The following is a 19,970-nucleotide window of genomic DNA, read 5'->3' on the forward strand; positions in this document are numbered from 1 at the left end:
CAGGACTCGTTAATATTAAAAAATTATCGCACCTGCAATTTTATGCAGGTGCGATTTTTTGTTGATTATAGGATATCATGACAGTCGCCAAAGCCTTGTTTAATGACAGACTTTTAATTATTTTTTCTTATTTTCTTCATAAGCCTTTCTGCCTTCGGCAACTCCGGCTTTAATTCCGGCAACTGCAGCTTTCGCAACTTCCTTGCCGACTCTTGCAGCTTCTTTTCCTGCCTTGACTGCTTCCTTAGCAACTTCTTTTCCGACCTTGGCAGCCTCTCCTGCTGCCTTTTTAGCTTTTTCCTTAATTTCATCCATATCAATATCGGAACTCTTACATGACTGTCTACACTCCGGATATGTCAGTGCAGCCTGTGCTGCTGCAAGTCTTGCAATAGGAACTCTGAATGGAGAGCAGCTTACATAGTCAAGTCCTGCCTGATGACAGAATTCAATACTTGAAGGGTCTCCGCCATGCTCACCGCATATACCGCATTTCAAATCAGGACGTACACTTCTTCCTTTTTCAACTGCCATTTTTACAAGCTGTCCGACACCGTTTTTGTCAAGACGTGCAAATGGGTCTGATTCATATATCTTATTCTTATAATATGAGTCAAGGAATTTGCCAGCGTCATCTCTTGAAAATCCGAATGTCATCTGCGTAAGGTCATTTGTTCCGAATGAGAAAAATTCAGCCTCACTTGCAATCTCATCTGCAAGAAGTGCAGCTCTTGGAATCTCAATCATTGTTCCGATTTTGTAATGCATAGCTGAATTCTTTTCAGCTTTAACAGCCTCTGCAGTATTTACAACAATATCTTTTACAAACTTTAATTCTTTTTTCTCACCTACAAGCGGAATCATAATCTCCGGTACAATATTATATCCTTTTTCTTCATGGACTTCAATTGCTGCTTCCATAACTGCCCTTGTCTGCATTTCGGCAATCTCAGGATATGTCACTGCAAGACGACAGCCTCTGTGTCCCATCATAGGATTAAATTCATGAAGTGCATCACATGTTGCTTTTATCTCATCAACCGAAATATTCATATCTTCGGCAAGTGCCTTAATATCCTCTTCTGCAGTAGGCAGAAATTCATGAAGTGGCGGGTCAAGGTAACGAACCGTCATCGGCTTTCCTTCCAACGCCTCATACATGGCTTTAAAGTCCGCCTTCTGGAAGACGAGAAGTTCATTAAGAGCCTCTTTTCTTCCCTCAACAGTCTTTGAAAGAATCATCTTACGAATCTTAGGTATTCTGTCAGGTTCAAAGAACATATGCTCAGTACGGCACAGTCCGATTCCTTCCGCTCCAAGTTTTACAGCATTGAGCGTATCCTTAGGTGTATCTGCATTTGTGCGGACACCAAGCTTTCTGTACTCATCTGCCCAATTCATAATTCTTTCAAAATTACCGCTTACAGTTGCTTCTACTGTCTTAATGTCGCCCTTATAAATCTTGCCTGTTGTTCCGTCAAGAGAAATATAATCACCCTTGTGGAATTCTTCTCCTCCAAGTGTAAATACTTCTTTTTCTTCATCAATCACAATATCAGAGCATCCTGAAACACAGCATGTTCCCATTCCTCTGGCAACTACAGCAGCATGTGAAGTCATGCCGCCACGCACAGTAAGAATACCCTGTGAAGCATGCATACCTTCTATATCTTCAGGTGATGTCTCAAGTCTTACAAGAATTACACGCTCACCTTTTCCTCCGATACCTTCTTCTTTTGCCTCATCAGCTGTAAATAAAATCTTTCCGGCAGCAGCTCCCGGTGATGCAGGCAATGCCTCACCAACCACATTTCCGGCTTTTAATGACTCCTCATCAAAAGTCGGATGAAGCAGCTGATCAAGTGACTTTGCATCAATTCTCATAACAGCTTCCTGCGGAGTTATCATATTTTCATCTACCAGATCACATGCAATCTTAATTGCTGCCTGAGCTGTACGCTTGCCATTTCTTGTCTGGAGAAAATACAGCTTACCTTCTTCAATGGTAAATTCCATATCCTGCATATCACGATAATGATTTTCAAGTTTTAATGCAAGTTCCATAAATTGCTTATAACATTCCGGAAGGTCCTCTTCAAGCTTGGAAATCGGCTGTGGTGTACGGACACCTGCGACAACATCCTCACCTTGTGCATTGATAAGATATTCGCCATATATACCTTTTTCACCCGTAGACGGATTCCTTGTAAATGCAACACCTGTTCCTGATGTCATGCCCTTATTTCCAAATACCATTGTCTGAACATTAACAGCAGTACCCCAGTCACCCGGAATATCATTCATTCTTCTGTATACAATGGCTCTCGGATTATCCCATGAACGGAATACTGCCTTAACAGCCTCTATAAGCTGTTCCTTTGGCTCCTGTGGAAAATCCTGATTTTTATTTTCCTTGTAAACCTGCTTGAATCTTACAATAAGCTCTTTTAAATCATCCTCTGTAAGTTCAGTATCGTACTTTATTCCTCTCTTTTCCTTAATCTCATCAATGATTTTTTCAAAATATGACTTAGGAACTTCCATTACAACATCTGAAAACATCTGGATAAATCTTCTGTAAGAATCGTACGCAAATCTTGCATTTCCGGTCTTTTTAGCAAATCCTTCAACAGATTCATCATTAAGTCCGAGATTAAGAATAGTATCCATCATACCCGGCATTGAAGCTCTTGCACCTGAACGCACTGAAACAAGCAGAGGTTCTTGTGTATCACCGAACTTCTTACCATTAATCTCCTCCAGCCAAGAAACTGCATCAAAAATCTGGTTTACGATTTCTTCCCTGATTTTTCTGCTGCTTGCATAATAATCCGTACAAGCCTCCGTTGTTACAGTAAATCCTTGTGGTATAGGCATTCCAAGTCCTGTCATCTCGGCAAGATTAGCACCTTTTCCGCCGAGCAGGTTCCTCATTGAAGCATTTCCTTCTGAAAATTTGTAAACCCATTTTGCCATATAGTGTCCCTCCTTATATTTTTATATGTCTACGTCAATTATATACCTGTCGTAGCCATTTATAACAACTGTATTTTTATATTTGTCCTCTCTCTTAAAACCATTGCTATAACTCTTATGAACATGACCATGTATAAAATATTTTGGCTGATATTCGTCCAATATATCAACAAAAGCGTCAAATCCTTTATGAACATGATCTTCACCATCATTAACTCCGGCCGCCGGTGAATGTGTAAGCAGGATATCAATTCCTTTATGTCTCTTTATTGAAAGCCACATTTTTCTTACCCTCTGTTTCATCTGTGCCTGCGTATACTGATTCTTACCGTTATTATATCTTATAGAACCTCCAAGCCCCATAATACGGACTCCACGGTATACATAAATCTTATTTTCAATACAGATGCATCCATCAGGTGGTGCAATCTCATAGCAGTCATCATGATTGCCATGAACATAAAGAATAGGCACCTTTGAAAATGAAGCAAGAAATGACAGATATTGCGGTTTTAAATCGCCACAAGACAGTATAAGATCAATTCCATCCAGCTTTTCCTTTTCAAAATAATCCCATAAATATTTAGACTCAACATCTGCTAATACAAGTATTCTCATAATCAACTCAATCCCAACTTATGTTTATTCTCTCGTAATTCCCTGACTTACCATTATTGCTCTTGCACTTTCATCAAGCTCATCAATTGCAGGAATATCACCAACTACATTATCAAGAAGCCAATCCATTGTGATAATGTCCTCCGGGCTCATCTCATGTCCCTTTTTATTCTGAAGATGTCGGTTCTGGTCATATAACTCATCAGAAAATGGTTCAAATTCATTGTTACAGATAACTTTTCTAAATAGTTCAACCAGTCTTCTTGTCTCTACCGGAACTTTGTTAGAACAGATCAAATCAACAACTCCCGATGACATGCCCCACCAGTAATTAAGAGCCCTGCCGCTGTCAGAATCCTCATCTTTCTTCCATGAGCCGCCGAGTATGCTCTGTATAAGCTTTTCATAAAATACACCCCAGTGCCATACAGGCATTGCTATATGTTGTCTGTTGCCGACGCCTTCATTATTATATAATCCAAAACGTCTTGAACCACACTGTGGTGTTATCATATCCTGGTCAGAAATATAGTGAATATCTTCTTTCTTGAATTCTTCTTCAATATTGATACCTTTTACAGACGACCATTTCAGATAAATCTTCGCTCTTGGATTAACAAACTTCGCTCCAAGTGCAAATGCATTAATATTAGCAACTGTACCATAAACAGGATACTGTGCAACATATCCAATCTTATTCTGTGTTGCCAGTGCTCCTGCAAGAACCCCTGTAAGAAACTTTGCTTCATACATTCTCGCATAATATGTCCTTATATACTTATGCGATGTATTGAGCGAACAGTTAAGAATCTTTACATCCGGATGTGCAATCGCCATCTTTACACTTGCTATTGTCATTGCCGGAGATGTGACAAATATAAGGTCTGCACCATTTTTTATCATCATCTCAATAGCGTGCTCATCATCTTTTTCCGGCTTGACATTAGTAATGCTTATCGTCTCTATCTGCTTACCAAATGTATCATCTATATACTGTCTTCCAAGTTCATGTGCATAACACCATTCCGAATCCTGTGGTGTATTTTCATATATAAATCCTACTTTCAGTTTCTTGCTTCCGCTGTCTGGCCTAGGAAGGAGATAACTCAAAATGTTTTTCTTAGGCTCATTTACAGTAGGGTCCATCTTTAAATCAACCGCACTGTCTTCTGACAACAATACGAATTCAGCCCATGATTTTGCAACATTCTTTGCCATATCTGACGGTGTCATCTTTTTAACTGTATCATATCCGAAAATGTGAATAAATCTCAGGAATGCGTCTCCTACCGGATAATCAAATCTGTCGCCGCCTCTTGAATCAAAAGCATTCTTAAATGATAAAAAGCATGACACAAAATCTTTTTTGGCATCCTCATCCATCTTTTTATCCGGCTCAATTCCCACAAGCTTCATAAGTGACGGAAAACTTCCCACTTCGCTGAAATATATATCATTGAGCCTTGTGCATTTGTAAAATTCCATAAATTCATAATAAATCTTAATTTCCGGATTATCTGACTTTTTGGGAATCTTTCGTATTACTTCTGCATTGACTGTAACTGCATTAAAATACTTTAATACACTTACACGTTTATTTCCTTCAAGTACATAAAACTTGTTCATATATTCATATACTTTAATCGGGTCTCTTATTCCTTCATTAACCTGGCTGTCACTAAGACTCGCCCATTTTGCAGAAAATTCCGTTCCCCAGTCAAGAAGCGGCATGAAATTGCCCGCAAATGCATTAGTTCTTGAAGCATTACATGTTCCGACAACAAGCCTTAACGGAATCTGGTCAACCGAAAGGCTTACTTCAGAATCAATCTCATCATCTGAAACAAGATTCTCAAGAACCGGAAGATATGGATATGCTCCCTTATTGACACATGCATGATACTCTTTTTTCCCCAGCTTTAAAGCTGACATATAATCCTGAACCGACATAACAATCTCCATTCTTGTGCCAAAATGCACCAAACAAAAAATATAACTCCATACATTGTTAATTGTTTAACTCTTATATTTGTATTATAACAGACCTGTAACTTTTATCAACCAAAATTACTCTTTACTTTTTTCAATAAATGTGCAAATATATTGGAAAACGTCAATAAGGAGAGATACTGTGACTACTTTACCAAAAGACCCTGTAATGCTGCTTTCTTTTACAAATATGCAGCTGAGGGATAATTATTCATCACTTGATGAATTCTGCAAATCATTTATGATAGATAAAAAAGATATAATATCTGCATTAAGTAATATTGATTATGAATATGACAGCCGTACAAATCAGTTTATCTGATTCATACGGCTGTCATTTAATTTACACGTACACACCAAAATCTGTGCTTACACCGGAATTTGGCTGCTGCTGTATTTTTATTATTTCTGTACTTCACCCTTGCTGCGAGCTTCAAGCTTATCTCCGTCAACATCAATCAGTATCGTACCTGTACTGATATTACCTGCAAGAATAAGCTTTGCTGCAAGTGTCTCAACTGTTTTCTGAATATATCTTTTAAGTGGTCTTGCACCATATGTCGGGTCAAATCCATGCGATACAACAAACTCCTTTGCCTCAGGTGTAAGCTCAACCTTTAATTCCTTATCCGCAAGACGCTTATTTACATCTGCAATAAGCAAATCGACAATATTACCAATATTAGCCTTTGTAAGAGGCTTAAACATTATAATCTCATCAAGACGATTAAGAAATTCAGGTCTGAAATGTGCCCTCAAATCCTGCATAACAAGATTTTCGGCGTCAGGCTTAATTCCACCATTCTCATCAATACCATCAAGAAGATATGTTGAACCGATATTACTTGTCATGATAATGATTGTATTTTTAAAATCTACAGTTCTGCCCTGTGAGTCTGTGATACGTCCATCATCAAGCACCTGTAAAAGCACATTAAATACATCAGGATGAGCTTTTTCGACTTCATCAAAAAGAACAACGGAATATGGTTTTCTACGTACTGCCTCTGTAAGCTGACCACCTTCGTCATATCCTACATATCCCGGAGGTGCTCCTATAAGACGGGATACTGAATACTTCTCCATATACTCGGACATATCAAGTCTTACAATGTTATTTTCATCATCAAACAGGCTCTGAGCCAGTGCCTTTGCAAGTTCTGTCTTACCGACACCAGTAGGTCCCAAAAACATAAATGAACCGATAGGCTTTGTAGGATCTTTTATACCTGCCTTAGAACGAATAATAGCTTCTGTTACTTTTGTAACACCTTCATCCTGTCCTACTACACGCTTGTGAAGTTCATCTTCAAGATGAAGTGTCTTCTGACGCTCTGTTTCAGAAAGTTTTGCAACCGGAATACCTGTCCATCTTGATATAATCTTAGCGATTTCTTCCTCTGTTACACTCTCATGTATAAGGTCAAGATTCTTATTTTTAACCTTTTCTTCTGCCTCATTTAACTTCTTCTGCAATGCCGGAAGCTTACCATACTGAAGTTCTGCGGCTTTTTCAAGGTCATAATTTCTCTTTGCCTTTGCTATCTCGTTATTTAACTGGTCTAATTCTTCCTTAATCTTGCTTATGGAATCAACGCTTGCTTTTTCGTTGTCCCATTTTGCTTTCTGCTGGTTAAATTGTGAACGAAGTTCTGACAATTCTTTTTCAAGATTATCCAGACGCTCTTTGCTGAGATTGTCTGTCTCTTTTTTAAGAGCTGCCTCTTCAATTTCAAGCTGCATTATCTTACGCTGCAATTCATCAAGTTCAGCCGGCATTGAATCAAGTTCTGTCTTTATCATTGCACATGCCTCATCGACAAGGTCAATAGCCTTATCAGGCAGGTAACGCTCTGAAATATAACGGTCAGACAATGTTGCAGCAGAAACTAACGCACCATCTGTAATCTTAACACCATGATAAACTTCGTACCTGTCTTTAAGACCACGAAGGATTGATATTGTATCTTCTACTGAAGGTTCATCAACCATAACAGGCTGGAAACGACGTTCAAGTGCTGGGTCTTTTTCAATATACTGACGATGTTCATCAAGCGTTGTCGCACCAATACAGTGAAGCTCACCTCTTGCAAGCATAGGTTTTAACATATTGCCTGCATCCATAGAACCTTCTGTCTTACCGGCACCTACTATTGTATGGATTTCATCGATGAAAAGAATTATGCTGCCTTCGCTTTTCTTAACCTCATCAAGAACAGCTTTTAATCTCTCCTCAAATTCACCACGATACTTTGCACCTGCTACAAGAGCACCCATATCAAGTGCAAATATCTTCTTATCCTTCAGTCCTTCCGGAACATCACCTCTTACAATTCGCTGTGCAAGTCCTTCGACAACTGCAGTTTTACCTACACCAGGTTCACCGATAAGAACCGGATTGTTCTTTGTCTTTCTTGAAAGGATACGGATTACATTTCTAATCTCATTATCCCTGCCTATTACAGGGTCAAGTTTTCCTTCCTTTGCCTTTTCAACCAAATCCTGTCCGTATTTATTAAGTGTATCATACGTAGCTTCCGGATTATCGGAATTAACTGACTGATTACCTCTAACAGTTGCAAGAACTGATAAAAACTTATCCCTTGTAATTCCATAAGTTTTAAAAAGCTGTTTTATTGCTTTGTTAGGTGCTGCTATCATTGCAAGCATAAGATGCTCAACTGAAACATATGCATCACCCATTCTTTTTGCCTCATCTTCTGCATTAACAAGAACCTTATTCAAATCATTACTTACATAAAGATTCACATTTCCCGAAACCTTTGTCTTCTGTGAAAGAAGTGTCTCGATATTTTTTATAAATGTGTCCTTATTGATATCCATTTTTTCAATGAGATTTGCAATAAGGCTGTCTTCTATTGTCATAAGGCTGTAAAGAAAATGCTCCTGGTCAATTTCCTGATTGCCATAATCGTAAGCGATTTTCTCACAATTGTTTACTGCTTCAATTGACTTCTGAGTAAATTTGTTTATATTCATAACACAACCTCCTTTGATGTCTGTTTCTTAACTACAAGTACGTTATATCACTCGTTGTTAGCACTGTCAACAGGTGAGTGCTAATTATTTTATTAAAAAAATATAAACACAGTATTTATGCAGTTTTACACGTCAAATGGTTGTGTATCTAAACAAACTATAATCTTTGACTTTCTTTTTCCCGCAGTTTCAAGCTTTAAAATATGTATTTTACATTTACATCAAGATACTGTATAGTAAATACATTGTTTATTAATTTAAAAAACATCGGGAGGCTTTTTAACTTTATGAAAAAAAGAGAATCATTTAACAATCAGTGGGGCTTTATACTTGCATGTATAGGCTCTGCAGTCGGAATGGGAAATATATGGATGTTTCCTACCCGCGTTTCCATGTATGGCGGCGGTGCATATCTTCTGTTATACATAATCTTTGTAGCACTTATCGGTTTCACAGGCGTAATCGGTGAGATGAGTTTAGGACGTGCTGCAAAATCAGGTCCTATAGATGCTTTTGGTCTTGCCTGCGAATCAAAAGGAAAAAGAAAGCTCGGCGAAATACTCGGACTTATTCCTGTTCTCGGCTCGCTAGCAATGGCAATCGGATACACTGTGGTAATGGGCTGGATTTTAAAATACATGATTGGCTCATTTACAGGCTCAACATTATCACCTCAGGATACAGCCGATTTTGCCGGAAAATTCGGAAACATGGCATCTTCATTTGGCAATAATTTATGGCAGTTTTTTGCACTTGCAGCAGGCATTGGAATATTAATGTTCGGTGTCGGAAGAGGAATTGAAAAAGCCAACAAAATTATGATGCCTGTATTTTTTGTACTTTTCATTATTCTTGGCATCTATGTATTCTTCCAGCCCGGTTCAGCAGACGGATATAAATACATTTTTACAATAGACACACAATATTTATTTTCACCAAAGACATGGGTATATGCTCTTGGTCAGGCTTTTTTCTCATTATCGGTAGCAGGCAGCGGAACTTTAATTTACGGCTCATACCTTTCTGATAACGAAGACATTCCAAAAGCGGCAGGCAGAGTTGCATTATTTGACACAATCGCCGCAATGCTCGCGGCACTCGTTATTATTCCCGCAATGGCTACAACCGGTGCAAGATTAAACCAGGGCGGTCCGGGACTTTTATTTATATATCTTCCGGCACTATTTAAATCAATGCCCGGTGGTTATATAATTGCAGTTATTTTCTTTATTGCAGTGTTCTTGGCAGGACTTTCATCACTTATCAATCTGTATGAAGCACCTGTTGCAACAATTCAGGAAAAATTTAAGTTAAACCGTAAAATATCATGCTCAGTCATTGCAGTATTCGCATTAATAGTATCACTTTGTATACAGGGAATTGTATCCGAATGGATGGATGTGCTTTCAATCTATATCTGCCCTCTCGGAGCAGGACTCGCAGGAATAATGTTCTTCTGGGTTTTAGGTAAGAAATATGTAGAAAATCAGGTGAATCTTGGACACACAAATAAATTTACAGACAAGTTTTACCCTGTCTGCAAATATATTTATTGTCCTGTCTGTATTCTTGTTTTAATACTCGGAATCGTGTTCGGGGGAATTGGTTAATAAATTTGCATCATGCACACATTTTATCATACCAATTCGACTTTTACGGCACCATAATTTCTTATTGATGCCACATACACATTTCCTTTTCCGAAAATGTGTTCCATATAATCTTTATATGAATAAACATCTTTCACTGGCAGTATGCACATAATTACTCCGGCGAAACCTCCACCTTGTACGCGGCATACGCTGTCCGTTCCTTTGAGGAAACGCCCTGTAAGTGTCAATGCCAGTGAAATTTTTTGTTCTGAAGGGTTATTTGGACAGTAACAGTTCTGCAGAAGTTCCCACGAAGATTTTCCTGATTCATCAATCATTCTTTTTATCAAATCAAAATCATCATTGTCAATCGCTTCCGCCATTCTGTCCACACGCTCATTTTCTTCAAAAAAATGTATTGCACGAAGCACGGCTCTGTCACTGTGTAATATCGAACCGGCGTCATTGTAACTATCATGATTTAAAATCACTTTCATTAATTCATCTATATTAGTTTCACACAGACGCTTACATCCAAGCACTTCTGCCACCGAAAACATTTCCTTAGGAATTGCCGAATACTCTTCACTCAAGTCGGCATGTCCTTTTCCTGTATTTACAATAACAAGGCTGTATCCGAATTTTTCAAAGGAAAGATTTTTCTTCGTAAACTTCACTTCATTTTCATCAGAAAAATCCATATATACGGCACCACCGACAGCACATGTTATCTGGTCCATAAGGCCTGACGACTTATGCCAGAACTCATTTTCCGCGTACTGCCCTGCTTTTGCACAGTCATTTTCAGTCATTTTATTATCATTAAATATAAAATTAATAATTGCACATATAAGCATTTCATACGAAGCCGATGAACTTACTCCCGCCGATGGGATAACCTGCGTTGTCACATACGCATCAAAACCGCCCACATCAAATCCATTTTTCATAATATACGTACATATTCCCGCAACAAGCGATCTGCTGCCATCGTATAAATAGCATACTTTTGCATCTGTATTATAGTTATTAACATAATCAGCGATAGATTTAAGGTCAACTTCAATATATTCATGTCCCTCGCTGTAAATTCTAATAATATCAGTTTCATTTGGAGCCGCTGCCGCAATTGTATCCATATCAATAGCTGCCGCTATCACCTTGCCGCCGTTGTGGTCGGTATGATTTCCTATTATTTCACTGCGTCCCGGTGCTGAAAAAAACTGAATTGTACAATTTCCACCATTTTCATATTCCGTGGCATGTCCGAATTTTTCAATAAATCCTTTTTCCAAATGCTTATATCTTTCATTTGTTTCAAGCGTTATCGTCTGCATTTACTTCCTCCATAAAATACAATCTTGCAGCAAAATCCTGATACAGCCTTACATCTTCACTGTATCCTGTAGCGGAAAAAGATTGTTTTAACTTAACTCCAGCATACATAAGTGTGTCTCCGTAAGCCGTATAATCTTCTGTCTCTCCATCCAGTTTTACAAATTTTGAGGCAAGTTCCTGAACAAGAGAGCCCTGTTTTATGTGAACAGGTGAAACCATATTTACAAGCTCCCCAAACTCTTTAATATTATGCTTTAACCTTCTGTTGTAAAAATGATATACTGCATCGTCCTTTAAGCCATTCGCAAAAAAACAGGCGAATTGTGTATTAGGCACGACAAGTTTCTGCATAGTAAACCCGACAGCTTTGCTCATATCCTTTGATGCAACGCACCATGAAGCATTGTTGCCAGCTCCGTTATTAAGCACACCATGATTACGTGAATTTCTGTTATCAAAACATTCTCTGCGGTAAAAAGTACCATACTGTATAACTTCACGCCATTTTTTATACAATTCAATCTGAGCTTTAACTGCCATAAATTCATCTTTTGGCAAATCACATAGATTAAATTCATATCCGAGATTTCCAAACGCCGCAACAGCAAATCTTGTCTCAAGCGGCATATTTCTTAATGTCTGATGATTAGGACTCGCCGAAACATGTGCTGAAATGCAGCTTAGCGGATAGCCATAACTGTAATTATACTGAATCTGTGTACGACAAAGTGCATCTGTGTTATCGCTTGCCCAGATTTGCGGAAAATAACAAAGAATCCCAAGATCAAACCTGTTACCGCCAGCTGAACAGCCCTCAAATAAAATATCAGGAAATCTTTTTGTAAGCTCTCTCATACAATGGTACAATCCGCATACATATCTGTGTGCCATCTCTCCCTGCCTTTCAGGTGGGAGATTTTTTGAATAATAATCACTGAAAATCCTGTTCATATCCCATTTCACATAGGAAATGTCAGCCGATGAAAAAATATTGCTCATCTGCTCTATTATGTAATCCTGAACCTCAGTATTTGAAAGGTCAAGAATTCTCTGGTTTCTGCCTTCTGAATGTGGCTTTTCAGGAATATCAACAACCCACTCCGGATGTTTTTCATATAACCGGCTCTTAACATTAACCATCTCAGGCTCAACCCATATTCCAAAGTCAAGCCCTAGTGCTTTGATTTTATCCGCAATCTCCCTAATGCCACCGGGAAGTTTCTTTTCATTCGGTGTCCAGTCCCCAAGCGATGACGTATCATCATTTCTTTCGCCAAACCAGCCATCATCCATTACAAAAAGCTCGACGCCGGCTTCTTTTCCGGCTTTTGCTAGTCTTAAAAGCTTTTTCTCATTAATATTAAAGTATGCTGCCTCCCAGCTGTTCAACAATATGGGACGCACTCTATTTTTCCATTTGCCGCGTATAATATTATTATTTACAAAATCATGCATATTATGGCTCATTGAATTAAATCCAGCATATCCATAAGTCATAACTGCCTCAGCAGTTTCAAAACTTTCTCCGGCACTGATTTTATAGGAAAATAATGACGGATTAATCCCTGTTACAATTCTTAACTTTCCATAAGAATTAACCTGTGCTGCCTCATAATGATTGCCGCTGTAAATAAGATTAAATCCAAAACACTCTCCGAAATTCTCCGATGTATTATGTCTTGCAATCATAACAAACGGATTTGCACGGTTTGATGATGTTCCCGTAACTGATTCATTGACATATTTTCCAGCCTCTAGGCTGATAATATTCCTATTCATCTCTCTTATCCATGCACCATTAAAAGACGAAAGTTCATAATCAGAATCATTAAAATCCAGCTGCATACTCATAAGACGTTTTAATCTGACATCATCTGTACTCTCATTTATAAACTTTGCACTTCTTGTAATAACATTACATTTTTCATATACATAATAGTGTAATTCCAGCTTCAGATTATAATTTGAATCTTTTAAAATAACTGTAAGATGTCCGACATTTCCATCTTCATCATACGAGCCCGGAAGCGTTTCTGATTCTTCTTTTCCCAATGTAATCTTAGAACTTTCAAATAAAAAATCAGATGTACTACTTCCGTCAGCATGGCTTACTTCTATAAACGGCTCCCTTATATCACCCTTTCCCCATGAAGACATTTCAAGGCACATATCCTCAAGTGAAAAATTATTAAAATCAGGACTGTATATATTAGTATTTCCGGGTATGCTAACATGTTTTTCGCAAAGAACCTGTGCATCCGCATGAATTTTTCTTCCATAATACAGATGCTGTAAATGTCCGCTCTCGCACTCCCTGAATATGTATGATGTATTATCTGTATCAAGCTTATAAATGCCATTTTGTGCAGTAATCATAATTTATCCATCCTTATAAGTAATCAGTTTCTACGCTCTTTAATGCCTTTTGTAATCTCTTCCATTTTCTTGTCTGTAAGAATATATTTTTTGTGAAAATAAATCAGTGCAATAATAAGACCGATTATAGGAATTACAGTCATTGTCATTCTGAGTCCTGCAACCGAACCGCCCGTTGTGACAGCTGCATCTGCATCAGTATTACTGCTAAGATGGCTCAGTGACAGACAGATTGAAACTACAAGTGCCGCAACACCCGATGCCAGTTTAACAACAAATGTCTGCATAGAAAAAATCACGCTCTCATCACGCCTGTTATTTTTAAGTTCACCATAATCTACAGTATTTGCAAGGAAAATCGTAGTCAGTACAAGTAACATTCCATTTGCCGCAAATATGAAAAACGCAGGTATAAATAAAACAAATACGCTTGACATTGATGTAAATACAAGTATTAGAAGCACTATATATCCTGTGATTGCCATTGCAAAACTTACATAGAATATTTTCATTGTGTTCATTAATTTTCTAAGAAGCGGAAACAGAACCATCATTGACAGAATCTGAACCGCACCGCCGAATGTGTTAAAAAGTGTATATCCATTATACCAATCGGCACCACCAAAGTCATATTTAAAAAAGTAAATTACAAGATTTGAAGTTATGTATACAGAGGCATTGATAAGCACAATTGTCACAACCACAGCAACTGCCTGGTCATTCTGTACGAGTGCCTTAAACATCTGCTTTACTGATACACTTTCAACATTAACCGTAGACTTTTCTTTTATATTAACACAAGTTATAAGAATTGATACAAAAAACAATATTGAAATTATAAGTGCAAACCACTTAAATCCTGTATATTCATTTCCATTTCCAAGAAGATAAACACACTGCATTGTTATTACTGTAACAATTGCAGAACCTGCTCCTGCACATGAACGAGCCATTGTAGACATATTTTCCCGCTCCCTGCCTCCTTCCGTAAATGCAGGAATCATTGACCAGTACGGAATGTCCATCATCGTATATGTAACACCCCATAAAATATATGTAACCGCTGCATATGCAACAAGACCGCTTCCGTTTAATGCAGGTGGTGCAGCAAACATAAGATATAAAACTACCGCATTAAGTGCAGTTCCCACAAAAAGCCACGGGCGGAACTTTCCCCAGCGTGTTCTCGTCTTTGCAACTATCACACCCATCACAGGATCATTAAATGCATCAAATACTCTCGCAGCCATAAGAATAATTCCCATGGCAATCGCACTAACCCCAAGAATATCCTGATAATAATATAAAATATAACTTGCACAGAACATATATACCATGTCTTTTCCAACCGCACCAATGCCATATGATGCCATTTCTTTTTTATTAAGCCCCATACTCATCTCACTCCTTCTTCATATTCATAGCAATTTTGACTGCCTCATATGCACCGTTGTAAATACCCGCTTTTTTATTTGCTTCGATATTATCGCACATATCGCAAAGCAGCTTATCATCATTCATAAATAGCTTTATCATCTGCAATGTATGCGGAATATCCCTACATTCAAGTGTTCCGTCTCCAATCTCGGCAGAATGGATTGCTCCCCACTGTTCATGTCCGCCGACACGCCTGATAAAAAGCTTCGGAACCGGATAAAATGCAAGTTCACTTGGCTTTGTGACAAGCACATCCGCACTTCTCATCAAAAGATTGGTACAGTAAACCGCCTCAAAAATATTTTTATGGAAAAATCCGTGAATTCCCGTAACATCACCTGTCAGTGCATCATTTGCAAACTTTGTTGTATCATCCCAGTCATCGAAATGTTTTATTGCAATATCTGACATTTCAGGAATTTCACGTTCCAAATCATCCCACACATTTTTATAATCACCGACATTAACATAAAGAGCTGCTTTTTCTGACTTAACATAAGGAAGCAGATACCTGATTATATGTGCAAAAATTTCTTTCTGTGCACCGGCACCACCTATTGTAAGAAGAAATCTCATAGTCTTTTTATTTTTCTTTCTTTCCCTTCTTGCTTGACAATCAGTCTCTATACCAGCAACAAGTTCATGGTCTATATAATGTCCTGTGTATATAAGACTTTCTGACGGCATTGGATTCAGAACCTTTTTACCATTCATTCCGTTCAAAATCCTATATCCCTGATATGCAAAATGTGTCTGGACAGTATGTATGCTTCCCTCTGATAAATGAAGTGCCATCGGCCAGTTATCAGGAATCGCATTGACAACATATTTCATTCCTGCATGGACTGCTGCCTGTGCAGGCCAGACATGCGTCGCAACTACAGGTATTTCTTTCGGAACATTTTTATATACAGGAGCCATAAGCTCGGCATTTTTCTGGTCTGATGCATTATATGAAAGCTTTCTGAAACCCTCGTAATTCATGGGTTCCCATACAAAATGGTTAAACAGCCTGCTTTTCTGCGAAAATCTTGAACCAAGCGAATATAAATCATTCTGTGCTTTTATAACCTTTGTACATGTTGTATCTTCGTAAGAATTCAAATCCATCCAATAAGGGACATATCCCATAGCATTAGCTGCGGATGCAATCGCCATTGAAATACGGTAATGTCCGAACCCCATTCTTATATTACCTACAATAATTCCCGACTTTGTATCAAATTTTTCTGTTTCCTTAACTTCTGACTTATCACCGACACGGACATCGTAAACTCCGAGTGCATCACCGATATACTTATTCTTATTTACCGTTACCGGGTAATTTTTCCTAGAATCATCCCCATATTTTTTTGCAAATCTCTTTTTAGAATTGACAGCTTTTCTGTATGCTCTCCTGTCAATATCATTTCCATAAATTTTCTTTGACTTATCTTCCATAATCCGCCTCCTCTATGCCATTAAGCAATATACTTACAACTTCATTAAGTCCCTGTGCATATGTCATATCCGCACGCACAAGTATATCTCTTTGGAAAAACTGCTCAAGCGAAGCCTCCATCATCATCTTAAACACTGTAAGATTAACATGTCTTATCACACCCTCATTCATCCCCTGTTCAAGAAGTCCAAGTGTAGTCTCCCAGCCACTTTCAAGCCTTTTTTCAACTTTCCTGTATATGTCCGGATATTTATCTTTTAAAAGATAAAGCTGCCCAAAATCGATTTCTTTATAGCTTTCCGGCATAACACCGAGAATATGCCTTATTTTCTCAATCGTAGAAAGCGATGTATCCTTCACTATTTTTTGTTCGCTTTCCTTTATCGTGTCAAAAAGGTAATCAACCATATCAAGAAACAGCGAATTCTTATCAGAAAACACATTATAAATCGTTTTCTTGCTCATACCAAGAATCGCTGCAAGGTCGTCCATAGTAAACTTCAATCCTTTTTCATTAAAAGCGGTAATTGCCGCCTGTAAAATTCTTTCTTTTGTATTTTCCGTACATCATCACCTCCGTCGCCATCGTTACCATAACAAAAAATCAAGGAAACTATTTTCACCGTTCTAGTTTCCTTGATTGTATCACATTATATTTTTAAGCACAATTCACAAAATTGCATAATATTTTTTTATATTTTTGTGAATTATGCTTCGTATTTGTTTTAAGATATATTTTTTCATGCATTTTTTATCATAAATATTCCATGAGCAACCGCACCAACTACACTCATAGCAATTCCAAACCACATAAGCAATGCCTGATAAACAGACGATGTTCCGGCAATTTCAAATATTCCTCTCAGAACACAGCTTACCGTAACTGCCGCAATTCCTGCACAATAAATGTCCGAAGCGATATGCCATGTTCTTATTTTCCTTTCGAAAATACCAGCAATGCAATTCGGCAGGCAGCCGAAAATGAGCGGAACCGCAAAGAAATATGTCATAAACGGTGAATGAACTCCATGCGAATATCTGTTATATATGCTAAAAAATACTATACAAAAAATACTTATAATGCCCCATATTACGGCTCTTTTTTTACTGTCCAATGTATACAATATCGCTCACCTTTCTTTCTGAAATACTGTTTCCGTTTGTTGTCGGATTATTTACCACATCACCCATAAACCACATCGTAGATGAACCACCTCCGTCAAGATTATATGCACACTGACATCCCGCATCCTGCATAACTGCCGCAAGTTGTGCCAGCGACAGCCCGGCACTTTCCGAAGTTCGTCCGTCCGACACAACAAACACATAATGCAGCGGGCTTATCATTCCTATCGCAGTACGCGGATTACTGTTCATTGACTGCTCTACTTCCTGATTTGCCGACACGCTTATCTGTCCGTTATCTACAAGCGTGGGTCCAAAGCTGAAAAGCTGCAAAACACCACTATCAAGAAGATTTTGTGCATCCACATTTTCCTCTTTCATCGTAACAAAACTGCCATCGTTATAAACCGCAAGTACATCATTACTTCCGCTTCTCTTATTTGACCTGTAAAGAACTCCGTTTCTTATAACCGGACCGCTGTCCCTGAACCCATAAAAATCCCCGTTAATCGCAAAAATCGCATTATTTTCTTTTGCAATATCTGATGTTGTCTCTTTTATATTTCTTCCAAAAACACCGTTTGCAAGCCCCGCCCGCAGAAATGACACATCACTCACTGTAACATCAGCAATGTATACACTGTAAATCCCGTCAATGCTATGCCATAGAAAATTCTCCACGCCAAATGACCTTTTTCCGTTTTTTTCCAATTAAATAACACAAGCGGCACCTCCTAATCTTTTTTCTAAGATTATAATAGGCACCGCCTGTGAAAAAAATATGTCATTTGTGTGTAAATATTATGCTTTTGAATGGAATTTTTAAAAGCCTCCATTCTGATATGCTCTTGCAATTACATATGAAGGCTTACATAAATATGAATATATTTTCAGATTAATCATGCTTTCCTATATAATTTCCAACAATGTCAGCATTGAGATTTTCACCTATAACAATTATAACATCCTGTCCTTCCCGTATTTCATTAATACTGGTTTTTTTCTTTATCGCATTGACTTCATACCATTTGTCATTTTCTTTAAAAAATCCTTTTATGCGGATTATATTTCCACATTTTTTATCAGCAAATATATTTTCCGCTGCCTCTTTTACATCTTCACTTCCCAACCCTGTATTCATAAAATAAAGTGAAGCAAATTTTCCGTCCTGCATATTAATATCCTGCTTCTGGTACGAATTAAGTCTGTATCCACATTCTGCAATTTCTTTTAAATCTTCATCAGTCAGATTAAGAATTCCTTTTTTTATATCACTCATTCCTATCTGTCTTTTGCAGCCAATGTCCTTTAATGATAAATTAATATAATCAATTGTGTCTTTTATTTTTTGTTCGTCCACTTCATCTGAATGGCTAAGTATGATTTTTCCGGCACATGAAATCTCAGATGCCAGAACATATGACGATTTTTCTGATAAATTATCTGCTGCTGACGCATCGGCAATCGCAATGATATTTCCCGGCTCATACCATCTATCAAGCGGCTCATCATGTATAACATCAAAAAATTCATCTATATCATATACTCCTGATGGTTCTACTATAACACGGTCATAGCCGCACATTCCCATTGAAATCAGCTTTGTCTTAAAACGCCTCCTGTGGGTTTCTTCATCACATCCGCCAGAAATCATCTCCAATTCACAATTGTCGCTCATCAAATCCTGCAAAAGCATCATATCAACATTAATTGCACCATAATCATTTTCAAGAATTCCAACTGTCTGTCCCTGTTTTATAAAATATGATGCATATTTTTTTATAAATGTTGTTTTGCCTGCTCCTAAAAATCCTGTAATCAAATCAATTTTTATCATATATTTCTCCCATAATTATAAAGCTTTATTCAACTTTCCAATTGTAAATTCAGCCAGTCTGTATTGATTCCTGCCGAAGCACTGTACTCTTAATACCTTAATAATTTTTCTAAATTATAACATAATTTTTATATTTAATGTTATTTAATTAAAAAAGCCATCGGAATTCGTACATCAACGAACCCTGACGGCTTTAATATTTTATTCAGTTTTCAATTCTATTAAATTGGATTATTATAGT

At 37.8% G+C, this 19,970-nt stretch carries 14 protein-coding genes; 2 read left to right on the plus strand and 12 right to left on the minus strand.

Annotation, left to right across the window (positions count from 1 at the left end; genetic code table 11):
* Positions 1–117: 117 nt before the first annotated feature.
* Genes ppdK through H8S01_RS03070 form a run of 3 tightly spaced genes read right to left on the minus strand, consistent with a single transcriptional unit; the run spans position 118 to position 5,544 of the window.
* Entirely contained in the window at positions 118–2,976 is a 2,859-nt protein-coding gene (gene ppdK / locus H8S01_RS03060) for a pyruvate, phosphate dikinase (RefSeq protein ID WP_186836140.1), read from the minus strand.
* 21 nt (positions 2,977–2,997) lie between these two features.
* Positions 2,998–3,594, minus strand: a complete 597-nt coding sequence (locus H8S01_RS03065) for a metallophosphoesterase family protein (protein WP_021866230.1) — start codon at positions 3,592–3,594, stop codon at positions 2,998–3,000.
* Between the two features lie 24 nt (positions 3,595–3,618).
* Positions 3,619–5,544, minus strand: coding sequence for a BMP family ABC transporter substrate-binding protein (locus tag H8S01_RS03070; protein ID WP_186836141.1), 1,926 nt, complete (start codon positions 5,542–5,544; stop codon positions 3,619–3,621).
* A 181-nt stretch (positions 5,545–5,725) separates the two neighbouring features.
* Between H8S01_RS03070 and H8S01_RS03075 the strand changes: the two genes are divergently transcribed.
* Positions 5,726–5,905, plus strand: a complete 180-nt coding sequence (locus H8S01_RS03075) for a DUF4250 domain-containing protein (RefSeq protein ID WP_186836142.1) — start codon at positions 5,726–5,728, stop codon at positions 5,903–5,905.
* An 80-nt stretch (positions 5,906–5,985) separates the two neighbouring features.
* Here the strand turns inward: H8S01_RS03075 and clpB are convergent, their stop codons facing one another.
* On the minus strand, positions 5,986–8,583 hold the full coding sequence (gene clpB / locus H8S01_RS03080) for an ATP-dependent chaperone ClpB (protein ID WP_186836143.1): 2,598 nt from the start codon (positions 8,581–8,583) through the stop codon (positions 5,986–5,988).
* 287 nt (positions 8,584–8,870) lie between these two features.
* Between clpB and H8S01_RS03085 the strand changes: the two genes are divergently transcribed.
* Positions 8,871–10,193, plus strand: a complete 1,323-nt coding sequence (locus H8S01_RS03085; protein ID WP_186836144.1) for a sodium-dependent transporter — start codon at positions 8,871–8,873, stop codon at positions 10,191–10,193.
* Between the two features lie 26 nt (positions 10,194–10,219).
* Here H8S01_RS03085 and H8S01_RS03090 read toward each other — a convergent pair whose 3' ends face one another.
* The 8 genes from H8S01_RS03090 to H8S01_RS03125 all read right to left on the minus strand — a co-directional run bounded on the left by H8S01_RS03090 (position 10,220) and on the right by H8S01_RS03125 (position 19,729).
* Positions 10,220–11,512 (minus strand): galactokinase, encoded by a 1,293-nt coding sequence (locus H8S01_RS03090; protein ID WP_186836145.1) that lies wholly within the window; start codon positions 11,510–11,512, stop codon positions 10,220–10,222.
* A complete protein-coding gene (locus H8S01_RS03095) occupies positions 11,493–13,889 on the minus strand; it encodes an alpha-galactosidase (RefSeq protein ID WP_186836146.1) in 2,397 nt (798 codons plus the stop codon). Before H8S01_RS03095 ends, H8S01_RS03090 begins: the two co-directional genes overlap by 20 nt.
* Positions 13,890–13,912: 23 nt before the next feature.
* A complete protein-coding gene (locus tag H8S01_RS03100) occupies positions 13,913–15,283 on the minus strand; it encodes a glycoside-pentoside-hexuronide (GPH):cation symporter (protein WP_186836147.1) in 1,371 nt (456 codons plus the stop codon).
* A gap of 7 nt (positions 15,284–15,290) precedes the next feature.
* Positions 15,291–16,766 (minus strand): DUF6937 domain-containing protein, encoded by a 1,476-nt coding sequence (locus H8S01_RS03105; protein ID WP_186836148.1) that lies wholly within the window; start codon positions 16,764–16,766, stop codon positions 15,291–15,293.
* A complete protein-coding gene (locus H8S01_RS03110) occupies positions 16,756–17,310 on the minus strand; it encodes a TetR/AcrR family transcriptional regulator (protein WP_186836334.1) in 555 nt (184 codons plus the stop codon). The genes H8S01_RS03105 and H8S01_RS03110 overlap by 11 nt, the downstream gene beginning before the upstream one ends.
* 197 nt (positions 17,311–17,507) lie before the next feature.
* Positions 17,508–17,891 (minus strand): hypothetical protein, encoded by a 384-nt coding sequence (locus tag H8S01_RS03115; RefSeq protein ID WP_186836149.1) that lies wholly within the window; start codon positions 17,889–17,891, stop codon positions 17,508–17,510.
* A complete protein-coding gene (locus tag H8S01_RS03120; RefSeq protein WP_330605473.1) occupies positions 17,872–18,573 on the minus strand; it encodes a phosphodiester glycosidase family protein in 702 nt (233 codons plus the stop codon). Before H8S01_RS03120 ends, H8S01_RS03115 begins: the two co-directional genes overlap by 20 nt.
* 214 nt (positions 18,574–18,787) lie before the next feature.
* Positions 18,788–19,729, minus strand: coding sequence for a GTP-binding protein (locus tag H8S01_RS03125; RefSeq protein ID WP_186836150.1), 942 nt, complete (start codon positions 19,727–19,729; stop codon positions 18,788–18,790).
* Between the last annotated feature and the right edge of the window lie 241 nt (positions 19,730–19,970).

It is taken from the genome of Lachnospira hominis (ex Liu et al. 2021) (assembly GCF_014287955.1).
GTDB classification, from domain to species: Bacteria; Bacillota; Clostridia; order Lachnospirales; family Lachnospiraceae; genus Lachnospira; species Lachnospira hominis.